Source organism: uncultured Marinobacter sp. (assembly GCF_947488835.1).
Lineage (GTDB): Bacteria > Pseudomonadota > Gammaproteobacteria > Pseudomonadales > Oleiphilaceae > Marinobacter.
Map to the genome: position 1 here is coordinate 329247 of NZ_CANLBK010000001.1, position 23647 is coordinate 352893.

Annotated in this window: 23 protein-coding genes; 14 read left to right on the top strand and 9 right to left on the bottom strand. The window is 52.1% G+C overall.

All coding sequences use genetic code 11. From position 1 onward, the window contains the following. Positions 1-86: 86 nt before the first annotated feature. Together Q0824_RS01550 and Q0824_RS01555 are read right to left on the bottom strand one after the other, a co-directional pair. Positions 87-455 carry a type 1 glutamine amidotransferase domain-containing protein gene (locus Q0824_RS01550; RefSeq protein ID WP_298447010.1) on the bottom strand — a complete coding sequence of 123 codons (369 nt, stop codon included), beginning with the start codon at positions 453-455 and terminating at the stop codon, positions 87-89. Positions 456-670: 215 nt separating this feature from the next. After that, a complete protein-coding gene (locus Q0824_RS01555; RefSeq protein ID WP_298447011.1) occupies positions 671-2770 on the bottom strand; it encodes a catalase in 2100 nt (699 codons plus the stop codon). Positions 2771-3001: 231 nt separating this feature from the next. Between Q0824_RS01555 and Q0824_RS01560 the strand changes: the two genes are divergently transcribed. The 4 genes from Q0824_RS01560 (at position 3002) to Q0824_RS01575 (ending at position 5836) form a co-directional block, all read left to right on the top strand. After that, positions 3002-3226 carry a ChaB family protein gene (locus Q0824_RS01560; protein ID WP_298447012.1) on the top strand — a complete coding sequence of 75 codons (225 nt, stop codon included), beginning with the start codon at positions 3002-3004 and terminating at the stop codon, positions 3224-3226. A gap of 122 nt (positions 3227-3348) precedes the next feature. Next, positions 3349-4317: an ectoine hydroxylase gene (gene thpD, locus Q0824_RS01565; RefSeq protein WP_298447013.1), complete on the top strand. Its 969-nt coding sequence runs from the start codon at positions 3349-3351 to the stop codon at positions 4315-4317. A 47-nt stretch (positions 4318-4364) separates the two neighbouring features. Then, positions 4365-5387, top strand: coding sequence for a potassium channel family protein (locus tag Q0824_RS01570; protein ID WP_298447014.1), 1023 nt, complete (start codon positions 4365-4367; stop codon positions 5385-5387). 164 nt (positions 5388-5551) lie between these two features. Then, positions 5552-5836, top strand: a complete 285-nt coding sequence (locus Q0824_RS01575) for a hypothetical protein (RefSeq protein WP_298447015.1) — start codon at positions 5552-5554, stop codon at positions 5834-5836. Between the two features lie 106 nt (positions 5837-5942). Here the strand turns inward: Q0824_RS01575 and Q0824_RS01580 are convergent, their stop codons facing one another. Continuing rightward, positions 5943-6668, bottom strand: coding sequence for a PspA/IM30 family protein (locus tag Q0824_RS01580; RefSeq protein WP_298447016.1), 726 nt, complete (start codon positions 6666-6668; stop codon positions 5943-5945). A 4-nt stretch (positions 6669-6672) separates the two neighbouring features. Then, positions 6673-6942 carry a YiaA/YiaB family inner membrane protein gene (locus tag Q0824_RS01585; RefSeq protein ID WP_200204705.1) on the bottom strand — a complete coding sequence of 90 codons (270 nt, stop codon included), beginning with the start codon at positions 6940-6942 and terminating at the stop codon, positions 6673-6675. A 153-nt stretch (positions 6943-7095) separates the two neighbouring features. Between Q0824_RS01585 and Q0824_RS01590 the strand changes: the two genes are divergently transcribed. Next, positions 7096-7860 (top strand): helix-turn-helix transcriptional regulator, encoded by a 765-nt coding sequence (locus tag Q0824_RS01590; protein ID WP_298447017.1) that lies wholly within the window; start codon positions 7096-7098, stop codon positions 7858-7860. A gap of 45 nt (positions 7861-7905) precedes the next feature. Here the strand turns inward: Q0824_RS01590 and Q0824_RS01595 are convergent, their stop codons facing one another. Further along, entirely contained in the window at positions 7906-8655 is a 750-nt protein-coding gene (locus tag Q0824_RS01595; RefSeq protein WP_298447018.1) for a CLCA_X family protein, read from the bottom strand. Positions 8656-9094: 439 nt separating this feature from the next. Between Q0824_RS01595 and Q0824_RS01600 the strand changes: the two genes are divergently transcribed. Next, the gene (locus Q0824_RS01600; RefSeq protein ID WP_298447019.1) at positions 9095-10102 is read left to right on the top strand and encodes a hypothetical protein; all 1008 of its coding nucleotides are present in this window, start codon (positions 9095-9097) and stop codon (positions 10100-10102) included. 95 nt (positions 10103-10197) lie between these two features. On the opposite strand, the gene Q0824_RS01605 is transcribed toward Q0824_RS01600, so the two are convergent. Genes Q0824_RS01605 through Q0824_RS01615 form a run of 3 tightly spaced genes read right to left on the bottom strand, consistent with a single transcriptional unit; the run spans position 10198 to position 13165 of the window. Beyond that, positions 10198-11700, bottom strand: coding sequence for a tripartite tricarboxylate transporter permease (locus Q0824_RS01605; protein WP_298447020.1), 1503 nt, complete (start codon positions 11698-11700; stop codon positions 10198-10200). Beyond that, on the bottom strand, positions 11700-12170 hold the full coding sequence (locus tag Q0824_RS01610; protein ID WP_298447021.1) for a tripartite tricarboxylate transporter TctB family protein: 471 nt from the start codon (positions 12168-12170) through the stop codon (positions 11700-11702). Before Q0824_RS01610 ends, Q0824_RS01605 begins: the two co-directional genes overlap by 1 nt. A gap of 26 nt (positions 12171-12196) precedes the next feature. After that, on the bottom strand, positions 12197-13165 hold the full coding sequence (locus tag Q0824_RS01615; RefSeq protein WP_298447022.1) for a tripartite tricarboxylate transporter substrate binding protein: 969 nt from the start codon (positions 13163-13165) through the stop codon (positions 12197-12199). 532 nt (positions 13166-13697) lie between these two features. Here Q0824_RS01615 and Q0824_RS01620 point away from each other — a divergent pair. The 8 genes from Q0824_RS01620 to Q0824_RS01655 all read left to right on the top strand — a co-directional run bounded on the left by Q0824_RS01620 (position 13698) and on the right by Q0824_RS01655 (position 22495). Further along, positions 13698-14474, top strand: coding sequence for an SDR family NAD(P)-dependent oxidoreductase (locus tag Q0824_RS01620; protein WP_298447023.1), 777 nt, complete (start codon positions 13698-13700; stop codon positions 14472-14474). Positions 14475-14564: 90 nt separating this feature from the next. Further along, positions 14565-16142 (top strand): aldehyde dehydrogenase (NADP(+)), encoded by a 1578-nt coding sequence (locus Q0824_RS01625; protein WP_298447024.1) that lies wholly within the window; start codon positions 14565-14567, stop codon positions 16140-16142. An 83-nt stretch (positions 16143-16225) separates the two neighbouring features. Then, positions 16226-16960, top strand: coding sequence for a ribonuclease activity regulator RraA (locus Q0824_RS01630; protein ID WP_298447025.1), 735 nt, complete (start codon positions 16226-16228; stop codon positions 16958-16960). 127 nt (positions 16961-17087) lie between these two features. Then, positions 17088-18071 (top strand): DMT family transporter, encoded by a 984-nt coding sequence (locus Q0824_RS01635; protein ID WP_298447026.1) that lies wholly within the window; start codon positions 17088-17090, stop codon positions 18069-18071. A gap of 132 nt (positions 18072-18203) precedes the next feature. Next, positions 18204-18905, top strand: a complete 702-nt coding sequence (locus tag Q0824_RS01640) for a FadR/GntR family transcriptional regulator (protein ID WP_298447027.1) — start codon at positions 18204-18206, stop codon at positions 18903-18905. Positions 18906-18969: 64 nt separating this feature from the next. Next, entirely contained in the window at positions 18970-19134 is a 165-nt protein-coding gene (locus Q0824_RS01645) for a hypothetical protein (protein ID WP_298447028.1), read from the top strand. A 38-nt stretch (positions 19135-19172) separates the two neighbouring features. Continuing rightward, a complete protein-coding gene (locus tag Q0824_RS01650; protein WP_298447029.1) occupies positions 19173-20786 on the top strand; it encodes an FAD-dependent oxidoreductase in 1614 nt (537 codons plus the stop codon). A 53-nt stretch (positions 20787-20839) separates the two neighbouring features. Continuing rightward, on the top strand, positions 20840-22495 hold the full coding sequence (locus Q0824_RS01655) for an acetolactate synthase large subunit (protein WP_298447030.1): 1656 nt from the start codon (positions 20840-20842) through the stop codon (positions 22493-22495). Between the two features lie 114 nt (positions 22496-22609). On the opposite strand, the gene Q0824_RS01660 is transcribed toward Q0824_RS01655, so the two are convergent. After that, positions 22610-23632 (bottom strand): AraC family transcriptional regulator, encoded by a 1023-nt coding sequence (locus Q0824_RS01660; RefSeq protein WP_298447031.1) that lies wholly within the window; start codon positions 23630-23632, stop codon positions 22610-22612. Positions 23633-23647 lie beyond the last annotated feature (15 nt).

Below are 23647 nucleotides of genomic sequence, written 5' to 3' on the forward strand. Positions count from 1 at the left end.
AGTGTAGGTTCGAACTACTGGTGTTACCAATGAATAATCTGGCATTCACGAGTTCACGGGCGCCAAGTCGAGCAAGTTTTCTATCACTATTCTTTGGAAAGTACTTCAAGGAGGCGTGCGCAGAATGCGTCCAGATCCTGTGGGTTGCGGCTGGTAATCAGCCCGTTATCATTGCACACTTTTTCATCGACCCACGCCGCGCCAACATTTTGTATGTCGGTTTGCAAACTCGGGAATGAGGTTAGAGTCCTTCCTTTGATTACATCTGCTTCGATGAGCAGCCAAGGCGCATGGCAGATTGCGGCAACCGGTTTGTGGCTGTTGAAAAAGTGCTTTACGAAAGAAATAGCGTCATTGTCCAGTCGCAGAGCGTCTGGATTGGCAACGCCACCAGGTAACACCAGTGCATCGTAGTCATTGGCGGTCACTTCATTGCCATTCAGTGGTGCGTCCATAGTCGGGTGCTCCTTTAATGCTGAATGAAATAATTTTTTATAACATCTTAGTATTCGTTGTTAGAAGCCGCTAACGCGTAGGCAAATCAGAGTAGGGCGTTGCTCAACGCACTGATGAGAAATGAGGGCAACGTTGGCGGGCATGTTTTCAAATCGATAATGTCCCATCATTCTGACTGGTGGCGTCAATCAGAATGATGGCTGTGTTTGGGAAGCTACACCTTGTTGACGGCACCTTCCCGGGGCCAATAACGTAGGTTTCGACACTTCATGACAAATTGAGTTGTGGAATCGTCCAGATCATTGGCACTCAATAGTAGGAAACCTTCGTCAAGCGGCTGCTTGATGCCCGCAGAGTCCAGAAGCTCTTTGGCCGCTTCATTAAAGCCAATAAATTTACAGTGAGCGAAGGCGTCATTGATAAAGTCCCGTACCGGACTGTGTTTAGCCAACCGCTCTAGTTCCTGCGTTCCTGGCAGCAGTGCAACTGCATCGAATAGCACAGATGGACCGCCATCAATCTTTTCATTTGCCGGAATCTTGCGACCACCGCTATCAACTACACCGCTAATGTGAGGCGCAATCACAGCGACAACAGCGCCTTCTCTCTCCACTGCAGCTTTAAGGGCATCGAAGGTTTTTGCGTCGGTGCCTTCGCTGACAAAAACGCCCAGCTTGCGACCGCAGAAGCTGTCCGGGCCGTTCTTTAAAATGCTCAGTGCGTCTGAAGGTGGTAAGTCTTTTCTGGGTTTTGAAGCCGGCGTTGGCGCTTCTGGCAACGGATCGATGCCAAGCCCGTCCGCCACAGTTTTCGCCAGATTATCGTCGACATTCCTCAGGTGCGCGACCATGCGCAGCCGGATATCCTCGCGCTCGACCTTGCTAAGTTCAAACACGAAGGCATCGGCTATATGACCTTGCTCTGTTTCCGTCTGGCTGATGTAAAACTGCCAGGCTTGGCTGTAATGGTCTGCAAAGCTGGGTGAGCGTTCGCGAACTTTCGTGCCCTCTTCAGTTTCGGCATAGCTGTGGAATCCTTCGCTTGGGTTTTCCCGCGGCCCCGGGTTGTCTTCCCAGCTGTTGGGTTCGTAATTGGCGCGCCCGCTGGGGTTGGTCATTGCCATGTGACCGTCTTGCTGGAAATGATGCATGGGACACTTTGGCGCGTTGATGGGTATGTGGGTAAAATTGGGCCCGCCCAGACGTTTGGTTTGCGTATCCAGATAAGAAAAGTTTCGGCCTTGGAGCAGCGGGTCGTTTGAATGATCGATACCGCGGACGATGTTTTGAGTGCAAAATGCGACCTGTTCGGTCTCAGCAAAAAAGTTATCGACCACGCGGTTCAGCACCATTTTGCCTAACGGCGTAATGGGCACCTGCTCCTCGGGAATCAGTTTGGTGGCGTCCAGAATGTCGAATTCGAATTTTTCGGCAAAAGTCTCATCAAACACTTGCACACCCAATTCCCATTCTGGGTAGTCGCCGCGCTGGATGGCGTCCCACATATCTCGACGGTGAAAGTCCGGGTCTGCACCGTTTATTTTCAAGGCTTCGTTCCACACAACCGATTGCATGCCGTGTTTGGGCTTCCAATGGAATTTCACAAATTGTGACTCGCCCTTAGCGTTCACAAAGCGGAAGCTGTGCACACCAAAACCTTCCATAAAACGGGGCGAGCGCGGGATAGCGCGGTCGGACATCGCCCACATCACCGTGTGGATACTTTCAGGCATTAGTCCGACAAAATCCCAAAAATTATCGTGTGCAGACTGTGCCTGAGGGAAGCCTCGATCCGGTGCTTCTTTTACCGCGTGCACCAAGTCAGGAAACTTTATGGCGTCCTGAATAAAGAACACCGGCATATTATTTCCTACCAAGTCCCAGTTGCCCTGCCGGGTGTAAAATTTAGTGGCGAACCCTCGCACATCGCGGGGCAGATCTGCGGACCCTTTGTTACCAGCGACCGTTGAGAAGCGTACAAAAACGGGTGTCTGTTCTCCGGGCCGCTGGAATAGATCGGCAGCAGTCAGTTCTGACTGATTGTTATAGTTCTCGAAATAGCCGTGGAAGCCCAGCCCGCGAGCATGGACAACGCGCTCCGGAATACGCTCGTGGTCGAAATGGAAGATCTTTTCGCGCATTACGTGATCTTCCAATAGTCCCGGCCCTCGCGCTCCTGCACGCAGTGAGTTTTGATCATCGGCGACGGGAGCGCCTTGCTGGGTGGTCATTGTTGGATGTGTGGTATCTGCGTGCTGATGTAGCTCGCCGCCTTTACCTTTGGCGTGCGGTGATGGTTTTTTAGGGTCAGACATTCGCTGGCTCCTCTATATATTGTGTAGTGCTTTCAATTAAGACTTTACGTCAGCAATCAATTGCGGGTTACTCAGAGAAGTTTAGTTCTTAGTTGAAGGTTTGGTAGATCATGTGAATAATATTTAAGGCAGCGGACATGTTTCCCTTGGAGCTTGACTTACCCTTTGCGGATTACTAATAAACACTTACGGCCGTGATACTGTTTTGAATCAATGCCAAGGGGGGATGTTATGCCTTATTCAAGAAGTTCAGAGCTACCACGAAATGTTATAAACAGTTTGCCAATTCATGCCCAGGAGATCTATCGAAGTGCTTTTAATTCAGCTTGGAAGGAGTATAAAGACCCTGGCGACAGACGCGGGAACGCAGGGCGCGAAGAAACAGCGCACAAAGTAGCTTGGGCTGCTGTTAAGCAGAGCTATCATAAAGAAGCCGATGAGTGGGTTAGAAATTGAATATTACCAATATGATTCGTGTCGATTAAGTTTCAGTTATTAAAAAGCGGATTTGTTGAATGAGTTGAGCGGTGCAGGTACTACTGTTAAGTGAATGTGAAAACTAAACAGGAGGTATCAACATGGTGAAGAATGCAGATCCTTTCCCGTCCCGGTTAACACACGCAAAGAAACCTTTCTTACGATGTGATCCTGTCGTTCATTCGCGCAATCAACATCGCTGGGAAGGACCTCTCGATGAAGTATCGCTGTCCCGCTATGAGCGAGATGGGTATCTCTGGTTTGAAGGATTTTTCAACCAGGAGCGTATGATGCCCTTCTTCGATGAGCTCAAAGAGATGGCAAACGATAAAAAGCTCAAAAAATCGGATCAGGTTATCCATGATCCTAACACGGACGATATTCGCTCCGTTTTTGCAATGCATGAACTGTCAGATCATTTTAGCCGCCTGACGCGCGACCCGCGGATATTAGGGATGGTGCGCCAGCTATTAGGAAGTGAGGTGTATATTCACCAGTCTCGAATCAATGACAAGTTTGGGTTCGAAGGTAGTGGATTTGACTGGCACTCCGATTTTGAAACCTGGCATGCGGAGGATGGTATGCCGCGCATGCGAGCGGTAAGTGCCTCCCTTATGCTCACCGATAATAATGAGTTCAACGGCCCGCTGATGCTGGTTCCCGGCTCGCATCATTATTTTGTACCCTGTGTTGGTGAAACGCCCGACCTTAATTGGAAGGACTCGCTAAAGTCACAACGGTTAGGCACCCCGGATCGCGATAGTCTGGCTTGGCTGGCGGAGCGGGGTGGGATTGAGGCACCGAAAGGGCCGGCCGGATCGCTACTTTTATTTGAGTGCAATACGTTGCACGCATCCAATAAAAATATGTCACCTTGGCCACGCTCGAATCTTTTTTTCGTTTACAACAGCGTCGAGAACACACTCGGTGAGCCATATGCAGCAAAGCAACAACGACCGGAGTTTCTCGCTGCCAGAAAAAACTGCGCCCCTCTATCGATGCATGACGATTTTCCGGAACTCGCCCAACAAGGCGTGCCACCTTTAGCAGGCCGAAGAAACGCAAGATAGCTGACGCTGTTCAACGTGAAATAACGAATGGGACCTAAGGGGGCTATATGGGATGGATGTTATCCGGAGCGCTCGTTCTCAGTTTTGTGATGGTTGATGTGGTGTGGACGACATTGACGACACAGGGCAGTGGTCCGTTGACGACGTGTATCACCGATGCATCAAGAAGATTATCTAACGGATTGCATCGGCTCTCCGGCGGAAGGGCATTTATGCTGCCCACGGCCCCTCTAACAATTGTTACCCTTGGTGTGCTTTGGCTCGCGGCCCTGTGGATTGGCTGGTTTCTTCTGTTCAGCGCGTTCCCGAGTGGATTGGTGTCGGGACAAACGGGGCGCGCCGCTGACACTGTCGAACGTATTTACTATGTAGGGTTTACGCTGTCTACTCTTGGGGTTGGCGACTATAAACCCACGTCTGATATCACCCGTTTATTTACCGTATTCGCATCGTTTAATGGCCTTGTCATAGTGACCCTTGTCATAACCTATGCGATCCCACTCGTCCAGGGCGCTGTGCATCGCCGCAAGCTTGCTTTCACAATTTCGCTGTTGGGCAAAACCCCTCTGGATATTGTAAAAAGAGCCACCGATACAGATAACACGCGGGGCTTTGAAGGTATCCTCCAGACAGTGACAAATGACCTGATCCAGTCATCGGAACAGCGGCTCGCCTATCCGGTTCTGGATCTGTTTTATTGCAGGCATCGTCGTTACTCACTGGGTCTCCAGGTTGCAAAGCTTGATGAGGCTTTGAGTCTCGTGGCATTCGGGTTTAAGCCAGGCGCGCGATTGCAATCCAACGCTATTTCCGACTTGCAAGAGGTGATCAAACAGTATCTCTACAGGGTGGAGAGTAGAGCAGGCAAATTGGACTCGGAGGTGCCTCCTGTGGAGCCTTCTCCCCAATACTCTGATGGCTATCAGTTGCCTCTTTTGAGCGCCAAGGAATTGGAAGAGACTTTTAAGTGCTTGCGCAATCGGCGTATGCATTTGCTTCAATTGGTACACAGTGAGGGGTGGAATTGGAATGATGTTGAAGGAAGGGCGCTAGACGATAAAATGCGCTGACTAACCTGTTGATGGGCCCCGCCGAGACTATGAAGACTTTGACTTCGACGTAGGTTTAACTATGTTTAACAAACTTGGGACTCAACTTTAGTGTTCGCCCGAGGAAATGAAAGGACGGTGTATTAAACAATGCGGTTATTGACGTTCCGAAAGGAGGTTATGCCATGGGCCTTGAGAGCACCGATCATCACTTGCTTGCGAAAGATTTTTTACGACTTTCGCTGGACGAACTGAAAGCCAAATATCCGGAGGATGAGGAAGTTCAGGGTGCCCTTGCTCAAATCACACTGATTCGGAAGCGGTTTCACATTGGTGACGGGTCTTCAATGGCTCACGACATGATTGAAGTTGCCATAAGGAAACGGATTGCGTTGAACCTGGCGCAGGGGCTTCCCATCCTGGTGCCGAATATTGACGAATATTGTCGTGAACTCTCTGCACATAGGTAGGCAAGTACTCTAGTCAAAAAGTATGGAGATAAATTCCTGACTGCCGAAATAGACGTTGAGTTAATCTCAGAGTCAGGCCACCACCCGGCAGCCTGACCCCATTCACTTATGGTTGAGGCTGGCTGTTGTCAGCCGGCTCACTCTGAGTTTGCGCAGCTTTTATACGCGCAAGTACTTTCGCACCGTCGCTCTCGCCGTTGTCGATGCCGGCGGCCTTCAAACGGGCATCCAGGTCACCGTTCTGTTGTTCCTCATCCAGCTCTGTCAAAGCAGCTTCGACGTCTTCGGCTTCGGTTTGCCGGGCACGAATCCGATCGGCTGATACGTTCAGGTCTTCCATGTAGCTGTGTAATCCCGTTGCGTGGCCCCGAAGCTGGCGGGTGACCTGTTCGGCGTGTCGGTTGGCTTTCGCCAGACGCATTTCACTGTAGAAGTGTTTCAGCGCACGGCCGGAATCCCTCAGCTGGCGGCGTAGCTGGCTTTCCTGTTGCCGGAGCTTTGCGTACTGTTGCCGCTGGCGTTGTAGTAGGCTTTCATCCTCTGCAATCAGGTTGGCCAGCTCCAGCGCCAAGGTTTCTTCGTTTTGCTCCAATGCTTGGCTGGCTTGCTGCTCCCGTTTGCTAATAGCAGCTTGCAGGCCGGTGTTGTCGCGATCCAGCCGGGTTTTCTCAGCCATAAGGTGCGCCAGTTCTCGCTTTGATCGGGCAATGGCTTGCTCGGCGTCCCGCAGTTCCTGTTCAAAGATGCGAATGTCGTTCGCGTCTACCAGCCTTGCGACTGGTTCGTGGGCTGATGCTCTGAATAGCGTGTTCATTTTGCGCCAGATACTCATGGTGTTACTCCCCGTATTCTTTTAGCAGCTGATGGGTACGAGCCTCGGAAATGCGGTTCGCGATTCGGTGTTGCTCGTGTTCATCACGCAGCGTTTTCGACAATGTGATGGTGGTGCTGACGAGAAACAGAGCGCTGATCGCCATGTAACCTTTTATCACTATATCAACGGGCGCAAGCACCACGCCCGCAGCGGCGGCAAACAGTGCAATCGCGAATGAAACCTTCACAAAAAATACCCAGGAGTTTGAGTTGCTCTTCAGTTCGCTATCCATGATGTTTTCCTCGTTGGCTTTGTTGTTGGGACAGCCGAACTTTGCGCTATCACTGGATACGTCGCGAGTGAATCCCCAAAGGTATTGCTACCGTATCTATCAGGTATCGAATAGTGATACCTTTTCGAGTGGGAACCTAATGGGAGGTGAATCATGGCGCAAACCAGTGCCATTGTTGGTGAGCTTAAACGGCAGCTACGGTCTCATGGCTTGACCTATCAAGACGTTGCTGAGGCTCTGGATCTCTCGGAGGCGAGTGTTAAGCGTTTGTTTTCTGAGAAGCAGTTTTCGCTCAAGCGTCTTGATCAAATTTGCGCACTGATGGGGATGGAGATCAGTGATGTTGTTCGCAAGCTGTCGCCAGAGCTTGAAGTCGAGCAACTGAGCCAGGAACAAGAGCGGGAACTGGTGTCGGATGTACGACTGTTACTGGTGGCAGTCTGCGCCATGAACCGTTGGCAGTTTCAGGAGATCCATCAGGTTTACGATGTGCCTGAAACCGATTTGATTGGTTATCTCGCCAAGCTGGATCGTATGGGGGTACTGGAGTTGCTACCCGGTAACCGGTTCAAGTTGTTGGTCAGCCACGATTTCGCCTGGCAGCCAGGCGGGCCGATACAGCGCTTTTTCGAAGCGGAAGTGCAGCAGGATTTTTTGAAATGCCGGTTTAATCACCCCGGTGAGTTGAGGCTGTTTGCGAGTGGCATGCTGTCTGCTCAGTCCAACGAGGTGGTTCAGCAGAAGCTCAAACGGTTAGCTCTGGAGTTTAGGCACTGTCATGAGGAAGATCTTGCGCTGCCCTTGGAGCATCGTTTCGGGGTGAGCCTGTTGATGGCCATGCGCCCATGGGAGATTGAGGCGTTTGACAGTTTCCGGCGCCCCGAGGCGCGTAAGGACTACCCACCGTTTGGCCGTTGAGGCCAGAGTGGGTAAATGCGTTAGCGTGGTCGGGACGTGCGCGCTCTATCCCGCTTTCGCCTGTTCCCGATACAAGGCCGCACCCAGGGCAGAAAAATAGTCTTGAAATGCGTCGTTGATACGCTGGCGATGCACGTGATTTGGATAAAGGCCTGCACTAGCTTCATCGGAGTAAACAGTACCGCGCACCAGGAAAGAATTGTTGGGAGTGCTGTCTTCGATGAACGCCTCAAAAGCCCGGGCGCAAAGCTCTTCTGGCTTTGCGTAGTACAGCACCCTTAGTTGCTTGTCGGCTTCCTTGGATGCCTGAAACAGGGGGCTAGGTGCTGTTCCGTCTTCAGTCAGCAGAATTGTTTTAAGACAGGTGCAGAGCAGGCTGTTTAGCGGGTGTTCTTTCTGCTTGGCGCTACCGAGCCAGCCGCTGGAGGCAAACGCAAGCTTACCTAAACCCTGAAAGGCTCTATTCCCCATGTAATGATCAAACGCATGGAACCACTCATGCGCCAGGCTGCCGGCGCCGGCGTTCTTTGCGAGTGCCAGCTGACGGGTTGCTGGAATGTAGTGGGCGGATACCCCAGGCCGACCACCAATACCGTATTGCATGCCAAGAGATCCACGAAGTGATATCAGGCTCTCGGGCCCCTGCAGAATTTTCATAAGATCACACAGAGCCCGGTAAAACCGATCAGCAGCTCGATCCCGCTCTGCGGGTGTCACCCAGCGACCGACCTCTATGCTTCGGAAATCGAACCGGCGTCGAACCGTAACAAAGGAAATGGGGTGAGACATCGTCATGAGGTTCCTCCACGCTTGAGCGAGCGACTTATGGTCGCCAAGAACTGTGACGGGCATATTACACCTAATTACTGTTTTTATATACAGTGCTCTGGTTTGGTTTCTCCATTGGGTCAATTCTGAAAATGAAAATCCCTGTAAATTTTAGAGAGAGTGGGCGTAATGATCGAAAACCTTAAAACCGATCTAATAGTGCGTGTCCCCGCCATCCCGCTCGAGGTCAGTTAAGGCAGGTTGAAAGAAGCAAGTTTATAAAAAACAACCAGTTAAATAACAAACTTTTACAGAGTCTCCCTTTTCCCTCGAGTTAATCTGGCGCATGATCGTGCTCATAATCACGCCATATGAATCATGCGGCATCGGATCCCCGAGGCCTCAGTCAGTATCTTGGCTGAAATATAACCTTCACGTGAAAACACGAGCAAAGAGGAGTGGAAGAGTGAGAACGGTTTTTTTACTTTCAATGTGTTTTTTGCTGGCTGGTTGCGCGAGCACGAAATCAATTTTGGGGGTTCACCCAGGCGTTGTTGAAAATGAGGATGGAGCAACAAAAATATATGACTTGGAGAATATCGCTTTCCTGAATCACAGCGATTCTTTTTGGCATCAGCTTTATTTGATTAAAGACGGCGACTCAGAATTTCGGCCCGATATTTTGGCCGATGTTTTTATGGACGTATCAGTTGATGAAAAGCGATGGGTAAATATCAATGAATTTGAAGCAGTAAGAGCAAGAAGCGCTATAATCGAGGATCTTAAAGAAAAACATAAATCCCGAGAGTCATTGTTAGATAATGCCGTATTCGTTATCGAGGGATTCGCAGAGTTCAGTGATTACGATTTCGAAAGCGAGAGTTATAGCCTTGAAGAAGTTCGCGTCCCAAACACCGATACGCTTACTTATTCAACCTACCGTGATAATGATGGGTCCTTGCGTCGGTATAGAACGTTTTTCCAGGGCGCGTCGACGCCACCCATAATTGAACCGGTAAGGGATATGGTTCTCTTGAACCATACGACCTATCGGTCTTCTGACAGGTTTCTTTCAAAGCTATCAGTAAATGCCTCCGGGGTTGCCTATAAATTTCCACCGAATGAAGCCGAGCAGTTAAAGAGCTTTTTCTCCGATGATGGCCTTAAGGTTAGTATCGTTTCGGAGCTTGTTAGTTATTCCGATTACGCGATTCAGAAGAAAGACTATGTAGTGTTTGAGCATAATGTGCTTTGCTATATATTTCACAACGATCAGCGTTTGCAAACGAAATACTACGAGAACAGCGATATAAATAACCGCAGCAGAGAAATCTGCAAGAAGGAAGTTGACAGGCTGCTCAGTGGCGAGCCGCTTGAGGAAGCGAACATCCGTCCTTCGTTTTCTGTGTTCCCCGAAGGGGCAATCACCGATCGGGGGGAGCGTGTGCGCTCTAATCTTGATAAATACTTTTGAGGCGACCAGCTCTTTAGGTTGCCCGGTAACCCCCCCACTAAAAGTGGGGGGGTACACCTACACAAACCCCACGTGGTTCAGAGTGGGCCTGCTTATTAATTGAAGGACAACCTGCTTTTCGTTCGGCTTGAGGCAATACCGTTAGCCACAATCATTCCCCAGATCAAGGCAGCAGCAACCGCTAGCGTTATTGCAATCGGCCGATCAACGAAAGCTGTTAGGTCCCCGTTGGCCTTAATGATTGAGCGCATGAAGTTACTCTCAATGATTGGGCCAAGGATCACGGCCAGTATTAAGGGCCCGACCGGGAAATCATTTTCTGCCATTACATAACCAAGTAGTCCGAAGGCCAGCATAATCCAAACGTCGAACATCGTGTTGTTCGCAGCGAAAGCGCCCACCATGCAGAATATGAGAATCAGGGGGAAGAGCACTCCGGAGGGTATTGAGAGTATGTGTCGCGCCCCTTTGATAGCCAGGAATCCAAGGGGAAGCAAGAGCAAATTGGCGATAATAAAAACCAGCAGAATCGCGTTAACCAGCGGGGCTTCACTAACAAAAACATCTGGCCCTGGTGTAATGCCTTTCGTCATTAAAACGCCGATGATGATCGCGGTGATAGCGTCACCGGGGATGCCGAATACCAATGCAGGGATATACGCCCCGGATAGTGATGCGTTGTTGGCTGAGCTTGCAGAGATCAGCCCTTCCGGGTGGCCCGTGCCGAATTTCTCTGGCGAACGCGAAAACTTGCGGGCGATGGCATAGCTAATCCACGAGGCGATATCTGCACCTGCGCCAGGAAGTGCACCTATCAAGGTTCCTAGCACGCCGCCCCGTGCTACGCCGAACTTATATTTCCAAAGTAGGGGGCCGACACCGGCGAAGGGCTTTTTGACCCGTGTTTGCACCTCTTGTTGCGGGTTATGACTTTCGGGCATGCGGCGAATGAGCTCTGAGATCGCGAACAAGCCGATCAGCACTGGCAAAATGGAGATGCCAGCAAGCAGGTCATAACTACCCATGGTGAAGCGAGCTTGGCCAGAGACGCTGTCCATGCCAACCATTGAGATAGCTAAGCCGGCAAGCATCGAAATCACGCCTTTGAGCCGGTCCCCGCCTGAAACCAAAATAGCGCAGGATAACCCCAGCAGTGCGAGCCAGAAGTACTCATCGCTTGTAAACTTGATTGCAAAATCAGCAATAAGTGGTGCAAGCATCGCCAGGCATACTACGCCAATGATGCCGCCAAGCATTGAGCAAACAATGTTGAGGCCAAGCGCGACACCAATCTTGCCTTGCTTGCCCATGAGGTAGGCTTCATCGGTGTATACCGCAGATGCCGGTGTGCCGGGCATGCGCAGCAGGGCGCCGGGCAGATCGCCAGCGACGATAGCCATGGCTGTCGCTGAAACAATTGCTGCAATTGCAGGTAGCGGTTCCATAAAAAAAGTGACCGGCACTAATAGCGCTGTTGCCATTGTCGCCGTAAGCCCAGGAATCGCACCCATAAATAATCCGAAAACGGATGCTGAAATAACGATAAGCATCACATCCCAGGTGAACACGAGCGTAGTCGCTGCCAGAAAGCTATCCATTAGTAGACCACCTTTTCCAGAATACCTAGTTCGAGCGGCACCTGGAGAAGGCGGCCGAAAACAACCCAGATGACAGCCGTTGAAGCTACTGCTGTGCAGGCCGCTAGCGTCCAGTTTTGACGATAAAAGCCATACAGTAGAAGGCTCAACAGAACAGTAGAGACAATAGGAAATCCAACAACCGGAACCAGCAATATGTACGCGACGATTGCTGCGATAATTGCCAGCAAGGTCAGGTAGAAGCGTTTGATCGGGACGTCGTTAACCCAGACCATCAGGGGGGCGCTGCTGCTCAATCCCCTCAGGGTCAAAAGTCCTCCAAACGCGATCAAAAGCCCTCCAATAACGATGGGGAAGGTTCCCGCCCCATAATCCTGCTGCGGTAGGTTTGCCAGCCCTCTGGAGTTGGTTATTACCAAAACCCCGAATGTTACTGTCACCAGCCCTGTGATCTTGTCATTACTGCGCATATGGCTGTCCTCTGGGTGGTGTCGGCTTAGTTGGCCAGGCCAAGCTTTTCAATTGTTACGGCATTCTTTTCGTCTTGTTCCTTCATGTAGGCTTTGAACCCTGCAGCGTCAGCCCATACCGCGCCAAATCCACGCCCCGCCATAAATGTCTGAAATGACTCAGAGTTGAACACCTTCTTTGCTGCTACAGCCAAGCGCTTCGTGACATCTTCAGGCAGGTTTGCCGGGCCAACCAAGCCGCGCCATGAACCTTGAGTCCACTCGTCGCCAGTCACCTCTTTGGCAGAGGGCACATCGGGAAATCTCTCCAGGCGGTCGTTCGACAGCACGGCCAGTGTGCGAGTGCGGCCAGACTTGTTCATCGGCTCGGTTTCCGGGAGAGAGTTGAAAACAATATGCACGCCGTTAGCTGCCAGTTCCTGTAACCCCGGAGCAGCGCCTTCGCTTGGAACCAGGTTGATCGTCTGGGGATCGATGCCCTGCTGGTCGATAAAGCCCGCAAATGACAAGTGGTAAGCGGCACCTGGAGCTGAGCCTGAAACAGTGAATGTGTTCGGGTTGTTTTTTAGGTCGCTCAATGCGTCGCCCAGGTTTTTCCAGGGCGAATCGGCATTAACGGTAAATGTTGCGTAATCAACGTTGAGTAGTGAGATTGGTGTGAAGTCTGTGTACGAAATGTCTGCCGTGCCAATGTGCTTGTACGTTGCAATTTCAGCGGTGCCGAGCCCCAGGGTGTAACCGTCTGGCCTTGCCATTTTCATGGTCATGTGCCCAATCACGCCCGCTCCACCTGTTTTGTTTACAACGTTTACAGGTTGTCCAAGCTCTTCTTGTAGCCCCATTGCTAATTGTCGACCAACAGCGTCTGATCCGCCTCCAGCAGACCAGGGAACAATCAGCGTAATCGGCTTTACGGGATACGGGGTGGCAGCGAACGCGGTGCTTGCTGCGAGAGTGAGTGCGGTGGCGTATAGAATTTTGGATAGCGTGCTCATTACAAACCTCATTATTTTTAGATGGTTTAATGATTGGCGGGGTGCGTGCACGACAAAAAGAGTATGTGTGCTGCTGTGCCCATTTGAAGCCAATGGCAGACAGGAGCTCCCAGGAGTCCGTTTGCTTGAGAGAGTATCATTGTGAGGTAAAAAATTTGCAAGTATTTACAACAATTATTTCTAAGCAGACATTTTTTACGGTTTTTCGGGTGCTTTAGCCCACATCTGTGGGCGAGCGGGCACCTCTTCGGGGAGGTTTGTGGCCTATGTGATATCCGTTAGGCATATATAACTGATTGTTTTTATGAGTAATATTTTATTTTTCTTGAATGAGATGTTGCCATGTATTGATCTAGAGGAGCGCCCCAATGCTATCCGCTGACTGGATAATGTAACAACGAACAAGTTGTAAAAATTTGTTTGATTGGCGTTGGAGTCTCGGCTATATTGAGAGCGTCTGGCAGTTGCAATGGGGTATCGCTAACCCCGTTCGCACCACCTAAAGCTTATTCAAGAGACTCAAGGAACTGACATGTTTAATGATCTGAAAAATAAAAAAATTCTGGTTACTGGTTCAACCAAAGGAATTGGGCTTGCGGCGGCATTGGAATTTGCCAAGCAAGGCGCAGCTGTGGGAATTAACAGCCACGTTGTGGACGCTGCAGCAGAGGAGGCAATTGCACAATTTGAAGCTATCGGTGCCAACTTCGCCTATTTTCAGCACGACCTGAGCCGTAGCGAAGAGTGCGCGGCACTTATTAATGAGTTTGTCGAAAAATTCGGTGGGTTGGATGTATTGGTTAACAATGCGGGCGGCCTGGGTGTAAGAGAGCGCCTTGAAAACCTGGATGACGCGGCTTACGACCTGGTTTTTGATCTGAACATTCGTTCTGTTGTCATGACTACAAAATACGCAGTGCCCCACCTTAAAGAGTCTGCGGCCAAAACTGGCACCACAGCGGCTGTTATCAGCACAGGCTCCATAGCTGGGCGTGAGGGTGGCGGTCCTGGCGCGAGCCTCTATGGCGGTTCCAAAGCAGTTATTCACAACTTACACCGAACCTGGGTAAAGGAACTGACTGCCAGCAATATTAGGTTCAACGTTGTGGCGCCGGGCACAATCGATACCGCTTTTCACGATGACAAAAGCCCTGAACTGAAAGAAAAAATCCGCAATTCAATCCCCATGGGCCGCTTCGGTACATCGGAGGAGTGCGCTCCCGCCTACCTGTTCCTGGCCTCACACCAGGCAAGTGGATACATCACCGGGCAGGTAATTGACGTTAACGGAGGCCAGATGTGCCCTTAACGGCGCTCATCCGGTAGCAGCTTCGCATGTTATAGCGCCCTGTTAACTCAGCGGGGCGCCCACTTCATATCTATCTCAGGGTATTCTTTTATGCACCTCAAAGGACACCAGCTCATCGGGCAAGAATCCATTGCAGCGACGGGCAAGCCGATCTACGCAATCAATCCGGCTAGCGGCCAACCTATTGAACCCGGCTACGGCAGTTGCGGCCAGGAAGAGGTCGAGCAAGCAACCCAGTTGGCATGGTCAGTATTTGACCAGTATCGCGAGACATCGTTGGCACGCAGAGCGGAATTTCTCGAAACAATTGCTGATCAAATTGAAGCAGTTGGGGATGTGCTGATTGAGCGTGCCATGCAGGAAACCGGCTTACCTCGTGGCAGGCTGGAAGGTGAGCGCGGTCGAACGTGCGGCCAGTTGCGGCTTTTTTCGAAAGTCATTCGTGCAGGCGAGTGGCTCGATGTGCGCGTCGATCCTGCATTGCCTGATCGCAGCCCTCTGCCGCGCACCGATTTACGGCAGCGGCGTATCGCCATAGGCCCGGTAGCGGTATTCGGGGCAAGTAACTTTCCTTTGGCTTTTTCGGTTGCCGGGGGTGATACCGCATCTGCATTGGCGGCGGGCTGCCCGGTTATCGTCAAAGCGCATTCTGCTCACCCAGGGACATCTGAGCTGGTCGGGCGTGCCGTGCAAAAAGCAGTGGCTATCTGTGAGCTTCCATCCGGTGTGTTTTCATTGCTTTATGGTGCTGGCAAAGAGTTGGGCCAGGCACTGGTTACCGACCCCCGTATTCAGGCAGTTGGTTTCACCGGCTCACGGAGTGGCGGAACGGCTCTGATGAAAGCCGCAAACAACCGCCCGCAGCCGATACCTGTATATGCTGAAATGAGCAGTATTAACCCTGTGCTGCTCATGCCAGCCGCTCTGGAAGAAGCGCCCGAAACCCTGGGGCAAGCTTTTGTAGCGTCACTCAACATGGGGGCAGGGCAGTTTTGCACTAACCCTGGATTGATCCTCGCTGTGAAGAGTGCGGGGCTGGATCGCTTCAAGAACGCTGCGGCAGAGGAAGTGATAAAAAGTGCGCCGCAGACCATGCTGACACCGGGTATACATTCAGCCTATAGCGCCGGGCTGATGCAGTTGCGGGAGACTGGCAAGGCTAAAGAGGTCGCCACAAGCAAGCTTGATAGTGATTCACACAGTCCATGCCACAGCACTTTGTTCGCAGCGAGTGCGGCTGACTTCATCAAGGATGAGCGTTTGCACGCCGAAGTGTTTGGCTCCTGCTCGTTGATTATCGAGTGCTCCGATATGGCTCAACTTCAAGAGGTACTGGAGCATTTGGAAGGCCAGTTGACAGCCACGGTTCACATGGCCGACGCCGATTACTCCATGGTTGAGGCGCTGCTGCCGACCCTGGAGCGTAAAGCCGGAAGAATTCTTGCAAATGCGTGGCCCACCGGTGTCGAAGTGTGTGAGGCAATGGTTCACGGTGGCCCATGGCCGGCCACTTCTGATAGCCGGAGTACGTCTGTTGGCACCGCGGCCATTCAGCGCTTCCTGCGCCCGGTTTGTTATCAAGGGATACCGCAAGCACTACTACCTGATGCGCTTAAAGACGGAAACCCCTTGGCGGTTTCACGTTTGGTCGATGGCGCGCGGGAGTAAGGCCGTCAATTTGTAAGCAAGGCGCACCGCGATTCAAAACCAGCGGGCGCTTTATCCACTACATACCAAAAAGAGAATATGACATGGGCATTTCTGAAGGCGCTCCAAAGCAAACCCTATCCAGCACGGCTAAAGCAGGCCTGATGCGGGCCTCTACCGCATCGCTACACACGATTCTGTTTAAGCGAGGCCTACGTAATACGTACATTCAAGGCGTCGGAAAAATAAATAGCGGTTCGGTGAAAATGGTGGGCCAAGCCTTCACTCTGCGCTACATTCCCGCACGGGAAGATATCGATACAGTTGCCGCATTCAGGGATCCAAAGCACCCGCAGCGGGTTGCCGTAGAATCCGTTCCGGAAGGTATGGTGCTGGTTTCTGACTGTCGTCAGGATGCCTCCGCCGCAAGCGCAGGAAGCATTTTGCTGAATCGACTTGAATACCGTAACTGCGCGGGATTTGTATCGGATGCAGGTATTCGTGATTCCAAGGATGCGGCAGCCATGAATATGCCGATCTTTTGCGCCAAGGCCAGCGCACCAACGAACCTGACCAAGCATCACGGGGTTGATATTCAGGTACCCATTGGTTGCGGCGGGGTGGCTGTTTTCCCGGGCGACGTATTGGTAGGTGATGACGACGGAATTATCGTCATTCCGTTGGAGCTGGCAGATGAGGTGGCTGAAGAAGCCGTAAAAATGGAGGCGTTTGAAGACTACGTACTTGAGAAAGTCCGTACTGGAACCCCCGTCATCGGGCTATACCCACCCAGCGAAGACGCTCAGGCCGAATACAAGCGCCACATGGAAAGTCGTTAACAAGGCCTGAGTATGTGCTGATCTGAACGGTAGGTCACCTGCATCGGGTGGCCTGCCGCACAGTAAATCCGGACATAGGCCATTCTGTTGTTGACGAGTAAACCTAACTGAAGTGGAAGCTGCTGCCATGACGTCGTCTGCTCAATTACCCCGCCAATTTGCGGTTTTGATTCTTGTAATACTGGCTTGTTCATTCGCTGGCAACCATGTTGCCGCCCGTATTGCATTCGATCACGACGCCGGGTTGTTGGTAGCCATACTCTTCCGCTCAGGGGTGGCCATGGTGGGCCTTATATTATTGGTAGTTTGGCGCCGTGAATCGCTGCGATTCAAGCCACAAGCCTGGGGTTGGCAATTCGTGATGGGGCTGCTTATCGCCATCCAAAGCTTCAGCATCTATTCCGCGGTGGCACGAATCCCGATTGCGTTGGCGCTCCTGGTGGTTAATCTTGCGCCTATCATGCTTGCATTGCTCACTTGGGCATTGGGTGGTGCACGCCCATCGCGCACGGCTAGCCTGCTGATGCTTTTCATTTTGTTTGGGTTGGCACTGGCGCTGGATTTGCCCTCTCGTTTTTCGGATTCCGGCGAAATAGATTTCAGGTTTGTGGAAGGTGTGCTGTTCGGCATCACGGCCGCGGCAGTTTTTGCTTGTGCTCTATGGATTACAGATCATCGGCTGGGGAATATGCCGGGGTTGGTGCGCAGTATGCTTACTATTATGGTGGTGTTTGCGTCGACCGCTATCGCAGGCGCTGCCGGGCTGGTTCCAGATGGGATGAGCCTGCCTAGCGCTCCAATGGGCTGGGTTGCATTAGGCAGCTTGGCCATTTTGTATGGGGCGGCTTTCTCAGTATTATTCACTCTCGTTACGCGGCTGGACATTGCTCGCAACGCACCGGTAATGAACGTCGAGCCTGTGGCCGGGCTGATATTTGGGTGGCTGATTCTTGATCAGGTTTTAGGTGGGATTCAGGTTGTCGGCAGCTTTATTGTGGTTAGCGGAATCGTTATGCTCGCCTATACCAAAATACCTGACAGGCAGTTGTCACGGCCTCTTCGTGAATCTAAAACCGTTAAGTGTGGAGAAACGTGCATGGCAGACTCCTAGGTTTGAGGCCAATAGTCATAGCCATTAGAGTACCGTCATATAGAGTACCGTCATATAGAGCACCGTCGTTTTTAGCGTATTTTCATAAGTGCACTCATGGATTAGAGAGTGCGCAATTAAGGCTCATAGCGAATGAGAGTAAAAACTGAAAAGCATTCTTTATCATCGGTTGTGTATGAGAAGATCTTGTCTTCCATTATCGACGGTGAGTATCCGGTTAATCAGAAGTTACCGACAGAAGCCGACTTGTGTGAAGCCTATAACGTTTCCCGCCCCATACTGAGGGAGGCGCTTGCACGCTTGCGTGAGGATAACCTGGTTATCTCCCGTCGCGGGTCAGGCAGCTTTGTAATTAATCGCCCTGATAGTGCAGTATTGGAGTTTGCTCGCGTAGCCAGCATTGCAGATATACAGCGGTGTTTTGAATTTCGTACCAATGTAGAGTCCAGCGCTGCCTCTCTGGCAGCAATTAGAAGAACGGATGAACAGCTCAAACGCATATGGGAAAAGTACGAAGCGATCAACCAGGCAAATAGTAAGCATGATCTGGCAACGAACGAAGACTTCGAGCTTCATCTGGCGATTACTGAGGCATCGAGCAATCACTATTACGCTACTGTTCTCAAGTCCCTCCACGAAAGTATCAAGGAAGGCATGAATATAACGCGAGGCCTGTCGTTGCTTGCGCCAGAGAAGCGTTTGAGAATAGTCCAGGACGAACATCTGGCTATAGTAAATGCCATTGCCGAAAAGGATGAGCATAAGGCAGGGGAGAGCATGCGCCATCACTTGGAGAATGCTCGACGGAGAATGTTTGAAGGAGTTACCGAGTAAAACTCCCAGTTATCCTGATAAGATCGAATACCTACAATAACAAGGTCCAAAAAGAGATAAGGCGATGACCCCGTACGATTTCATCATCGAAGGCGGCCGGTACTTCGACGCCGCTGGCAAATGGGTTACGCAGGGATTTCTGGTGAGCCCGAGCGCTGCCCATCTTGAAAGAGCACAAAACCTGGTCAACCGCAACCCGGGCTACGGTTCGTTTATTCCCGCCCGTTGAATTCGGGGTTCACACATTTAGCCTGAAGGGGTTCCTTAATGGGCAACCAAATTGCCTCAGACACTCTTGTTATTGGCGGCGGAATTGCCGGTATCGTCACCGCGTTGGAACTCCTTCGGGCGGGTAAAACCGTTACGCTGGTAGACAAAGATACGCCGGAGCGTTTGGGTGGGCTGGCACTTTGGGCGTTTGGCGGCATGGCCCTGGTTGGCACACCACTGCAACGCAAACGGGGTATTTCAGATAATCCCGAGCGGGCTCTGAAAGACTGGATCAGTTTCGGTGAGCTGGATACCGGTGACGAGCATTCCCTGGCTTGGGCCCGGTATTATGCGCAGAAATCCTGCAGTGAAGTGCACGATTGGCTGAAAGCCGAGGGCATCAAGTTTTTGCCTGCGGTAAACTGGGTTGAACGAGGCCGGTCAGGTGAGGGAAACAGTGTGCCGCGCTATCACATAGTGTACGGCACCTCCCGTGAGCTCACCCGCACGTTGATTTCCGCCATGCGCGATGCTGGTGAGGAGAATCGACTCGCCATTCTCCATCGGCACAGCATTGACGCCCTGGACTACAGTAGTGGCCGTGTTGCAGGTGCCAGCGGCACGAATGATGAAACCGGTGAACGCGTCAGCTTTACTGCAAACCGGGTGGTGGTGGCCACCGGTGGAATCAACGGCAGTCATCAAGAGACCCGCGCCAACTGGCCGCAAGATCGCCCCATGCCGAAAACCATGCTGAATGGGGCGCACCCTCACGCCGATGGAAAACTGCATCACGAAGTGGCTAACAAGCTGGGCGGTACAATCGTCAACCCAGGCGAAATGTGGAACTACGCCGCCGGCTTTCACCATCCTTATCCTCATTTTAAAGGCCACGGTTTGTCGACCATCCCCTGCAAATCTGCCCTGTGGCTTGATCACACCGGCAAGCGGATTGGCCCGGAGCCACTGGTCACCGGTTTCGACACCCATTGGCTTTGCCAGCGTGTTGCCGAACAGGAACAGCCCTGGACCTGGCATTTGCTGAACTGGCGTATCGCAGCAAAAGAATTCGCCATATCCGGAGCAGAGCACAACCAGCGCATACGCGACAAACAGTTGGTTCGTTTTGTATTCGAGACGCTCACCGGCAACCACAACCTGGTTAAACAAATGGCCCGTGAAAGCGATGAATTTCTCGTGGCAGACACACTCGCTGAACTGGCCGATAAAATGAATGCGCTAACCCAGTCCCACGATGTTGATCCGGCCACTCTACAGGCTACCGCTGATGCGTTCGATGCGAACTTCGCCGCAGGCAGCAAGATTGAAAATGATGAGCAGATTCGCCGTATTTTGCAGGCCCGAGAGTGGGGGCCGGATAAACTACGCACCTGCAAGCCTGCGCCACTTCAACAGAAAGGCGCCGGGCCGTTCATTGCCGTGCGTATGCAGTTGATTACCCGTAAAAGCCTTGGTGGTTTGCGCACTGATCTTATGTCCCGCGCGCTTGGGGCCGATAACCAGCCGATACCGGGGCTCTACTGTGTGGGTGAAGCCGCCGGTTTCGGTGGTGGCGGGTGTAACGGCAAACGGTCACTGGAAGGCACCTTTTTGCCCGGTTGTATTTTGACTGCACGTGCAGCAGCACGGTCGATTTTGTCGGGCTCATAGTTCAGCCAAAGCAGCTAGCTGAATGCTGACAAAGAATAACAAGGAGAGTAGCGATGAACGGTGCGCAAGCCCTGATGAAAACCCTGGTGGACGCTGGTATTGAAGTCTGTTTCAGCAACCCGGGTACCAGTGAAATGCACTTTGTAGCGGCGCTGGATAATGAACCTGAGATGCGCGCTGTGCTGGCACTGTTTGAAGGCGTGGCAACGGGTGCGGCCGACGGCTACGCCCGGATGGCCGACAAACCCGCTGCAACGCTGTTGCACTTGGGCTGCGGCCTCGGCAATGGCCTCGCCAATTTGCACAATGCCCGTAAGGGTAAAGTGCCGGTTGTAAATATCGTTGGTGATCACGCCATTGACCACGTGAAATACGATGCCCAGCTTCAGTCAGATATCGAAACCGTCGCCCGTAATGTGTCACCGGGTTTTGTTCGCACATCTCAAACCACGGCTGAACTGTGCAAGGATGCGGTAGATGCCATCACCACCGCACGCGGCCTGCCTGGCCAGGTAGCTACCCTGATCCTGCCCGCTGATGTCTCGTGGGGAGAGGGTGGTAGCCCCTGTGCCTTGACGAACCAGGTAGAGTCTCCGGCGGCCGATGCCGGGGCCGTTCAAGCTGCGGTCGACGCCATTCGCTCCGGGAAGAAAACAGCACTGTTGCTGGGTGGCAGAGCTCTGCGGGAACCGGCACTGATGGCCGCCGCCAAAATTGCCGCCGCCAACGGTGTGAAATTGCTGGCAGAAACCTTCCCGACACGTATTGAGCGTGGCGAAGGCCTGCCCCCCGTTGAGCGCGTGGCCTATTTAGCAGAGTTGGCAGGGGTGCAATTGGCGGACATCGAGCACCTTATTCTGGTGGACAGCAAGGCACCCGTCTCCTTCTTTGCCTACCCCGGAAAAAAGAGTTATCTGGTGCCAGACAGTTGCGCTGTTCACACCTTGTCCAGCCCGGAGCAGGATGCCCGGGCCAGTCTTGAAAAACTGGCTGAGGCATTGGGAGCGAACAATGCCAAGCCCGAGATTCAGCAGCTGCAGCGCCCATCGGCACCCCGTGGTCGCCTCTCCGCACCCAAAGTCTGTAAAGCCGTTGGCCACTACCTGCCAGAGAACGCCATTATTATCGACGAGGCCATCACCTCAGGCCTCATGCTGAATGCCCTGACCGCTGGCTCACCTCGCCACGACATGATTGCGCTCACCGGAGGAGCCATTGGCCAGGGCTTGCCCAACGCTGTGGGCGCCGCGATTGCTTGCCCCGGACGGCCGGTGATTGCTCTCATTGGCGACGGCACGGCTATGTACACTATCCAAGCCCTCTGGACCATGGCACGTGAGCAATTGAATGTGACTACCATCATTTTCAATAACGCGTCTTACTCGGTGCTCAATATTGAGCTGGAACGTGTAGGCGCGGAAGAGGTGGGAGAGAAAGCGAAATCCCAGTTGGATCTGAATGGCCCTGTGCTGAACTTCGCCCAGCTGGCCCAGGGCATGGGGGTTCATGGCGTGCGGGTAGACACTGCCGAGGCCTTCAATCATGCCCTTCAATATGCGTTGTCACAGCCAGGCCCTCACTTGATCGAGGCCATGGTGCCGGAGTCCCTCAGCGGTTTGAAACGGAAAATCCTGCCTTGGGTATTGCGCTCGTTACCGAGTTTGCCTGTGTCAGTCACCCGTACCCTGAAGAATAAAATTGCACCCTGACACGGGAAGCCCCATGTCTTGGCGCTGGGGTAATCCCCCCCCATTTCTAAGGGGGGATTACCGAGCCGGCCTTTGAACTATGGCAATTAGGGGTGGTTCAGGAGAGTGCTGAGATCAATTGCGACCAATTAGCTGTTTGCGATACTGCAGCGGCGACACGCCAAACCAGTCGCGGCAAGCTCGGTTAAAAGCAGATTGCTCAGAATAGCCGAGTAATCCGGAAATCTGGGTTAGCTTCAGGTTTGGCTCCATCAAATAAAGTTTTGCGAGTTTTAATTTTTCTGCATTGAGGAGCTGCGCAAAAGAGGTCCCTTCCTTGGCCAAACGTCGCTGCAGTGTGCGTTTGTCTATGTGAAAGTGAGCCGCAACCACGTCACTTTTGCATTGCCCTGTGGGGAGCAGAGTAACGATGAGGCGGGTTACGTCCTCAAAGAGGCTTTGGGCATTCGGAGGCCGCTGGGACGAGAGGTACTGTTCGGCGAGTCCAAAAGTCTGGTGGTCTGCACTTGATAGAGGATGCTGAAACGTTTGCGTTGGCCAGCGCATGCCACACCAGCTCTGATTAAAGTGCACCTCGCAGCCAAATACTTCCCGATAGATGTGAGTTTCAGCAGCTTGGGCGTGGAGAAAGTGGACGCTAGAGGGTTTGAAGCGGTTGCCACACAACAATTTCATCACTTGCATTGAGTTGGAGAGGCTCAGCTCATAGCTTTGACGGTGATACCCCCCGGCATTCTCATCATCAATTTTGAATTCAAACTTTATGTTCTCAGAGCCTGATGAGTTGCTGTGTGTTGCTCTTATACTCAAGGCGGGGCTGTGAAGGTGAAGGTAGCGGCTAATATTGTTGATTGCCTCACCTACGGTGCCCGAATTGCGGGCAATAACGCTGATTGGCCCGAGAATGTCCAGCCCTTGGGACTCCGCAAGCTTTAAGCCAAGCTCTGGGTAGTCCAGCGTTTTAGCTGTGTCTTCAAGAAGGTCTGCGAGGTTCCTGAAAGGCAAAAAGCTACTGTCATCTCGATGTTTATCTGGAAGGATGTTGTATTTTTCCAGCAGGGGCAGTGGGTTTTCACCTCTTTGCTCTATAAGCTTTTCGAAGCCCCTCAGGTTTGTTGCTCTGATCAAGTTGGCCATTCTGGTAGCGCTCCA

Coding starts and splice junctions, on each gene's coding strand:
- Q0824_RS01550 (WP_298447010.1), bottom strand. CDS start 455: ATGGACGCACCACTGAATGGCAATGAAGTGACCGCCAATGACTACGAT.
- Q0824_RS01555 (WP_298447011.1), bottom strand. CDS start 2,770: ATGTCTGACCCTAAAAAACCATCACCGCACGCCAAAGGTAAAGGCGGC.
- Q0824_RS01560 (WP_298447012.1), top strand. CDS start 3,002: ATGCCTTATTCAAGAAGTTCAGAGCTACCACGAAATGTTATAAACAGT.
- thpD (WP_298447013.1), top strand. CDS start 3,349: ATGGTGAAGAATGCAGATCCTTTCCCGTCCCGGTTAACACACGCAAAG.
- Q0824_RS01570 (WP_298447014.1), top strand. CDS start 4,365: ATGGGATGGATGTTATCCGGAGCGCTCGTTCTCAGTTTTGTGATGGTT.
- Q0824_RS01575 (WP_298447015.1), top strand. CDS start 5,552: ATGGGCCTTGAGAGCACCGATCATCACTTGCTTGCGAAAGATTTTTTA.
- Q0824_RS01580 (WP_298447016.1), bottom strand. CDS start 6,668: ATGAGTATCTGGCGCAAAATGAACACGCTATTCAGAGCATCAGCCCAC.
- Q0824_RS01585 (WP_200204705.1), bottom strand. CDS start 6,942: ATGGATAGCGAACTGAAGAGCAACTCAAACTCCTGGGTATTTTTTGTG.
- Q0824_RS01590 (WP_298447017.1), top strand. CDS start 7,096: ATGGCGCAAACCAGTGCCATTGTTGGTGAGCTTAAACGGCAGCTACGG.
- Q0824_RS01595 (WP_298447018.1), bottom strand. CDS start 8,655: ATGACGATGTCTCACCCCATTTCCTTTGTTACGGTTCGACGCCGGTTC.
- Q0824_RS01605 (WP_298447020.1), bottom strand. CDS start 11,700: ATGGATAGCTTTCTGGCAGCGACTACGCTCGTGTTCACCTGGGATGTG.
- Q0824_RS01610 (WP_298447021.1), bottom strand. CDS start 12,170: ATGCGCAGTAATGACAAGATCACAGGGCTGGTGACAGTAACATTCGGG.
- Q0824_RS01615 (WP_298447022.1), bottom strand. CDS start 13,165: ATGAGCACGCTATCCAAAATTCTATACGCCACCGCACTCACTCTCGCA.
- Q0824_RS01620 (WP_298447023.1), top strand. CDS start 13,698: ATGTTTAATGATCTGAAAAATAAAAAAATTCTGGTTACTGGTTCAACC.
- Q0824_RS01625 (WP_298447024.1), top strand. CDS start 14,565: ATGCACCTCAAAGGACACCAGCTCATCGGGCAAGAATCCATTGCAGCG.
- Q0824_RS01630 (WP_298447025.1), top strand. CDS start 16,226: ATGGGCATTTCTGAAGGCGCTCCAAAGCAAACCCTATCCAGCACGGCT.
- Q0824_RS01635 (WP_298447026.1), top strand. CDS start 17,088: ATGACGTCGTCTGCTCAATTACCCCGCCAATTTGCGGTTTTGATTCTT.
- Q0824_RS01640 (WP_298447027.1), top strand. CDS start 18,204: ATGAGAGTAAAAACTGAAAAGCATTCTTTATCATCGGTTGTGTATGAG.
- Q0824_RS01645 (WP_298447028.1), top strand. CDS start 18,970: ATGACCCCGTACGATTTCATCATCGAAGGCGGCCGGTACTTCGACGCC.
- Q0824_RS01650 (WP_298447029.1), top strand. CDS start 19,173: ATGGGCAACCAAATTGCCTCAGACACTCTTGTTATTGGCGGCGGAATT.
- Q0824_RS01655 (WP_298447030.1), top strand. CDS start 20,840: ATGAACGGTGCGCAAGCCCTGATGAAAACCCTGGTGGACGCTGGTATT.
- Q0824_RS01660 (WP_298447031.1), bottom strand. CDS start 23,632: ATGGCCAACTTGATCAGAGCAACAAACCTGAGGGGCTTCGAAAAGCTT.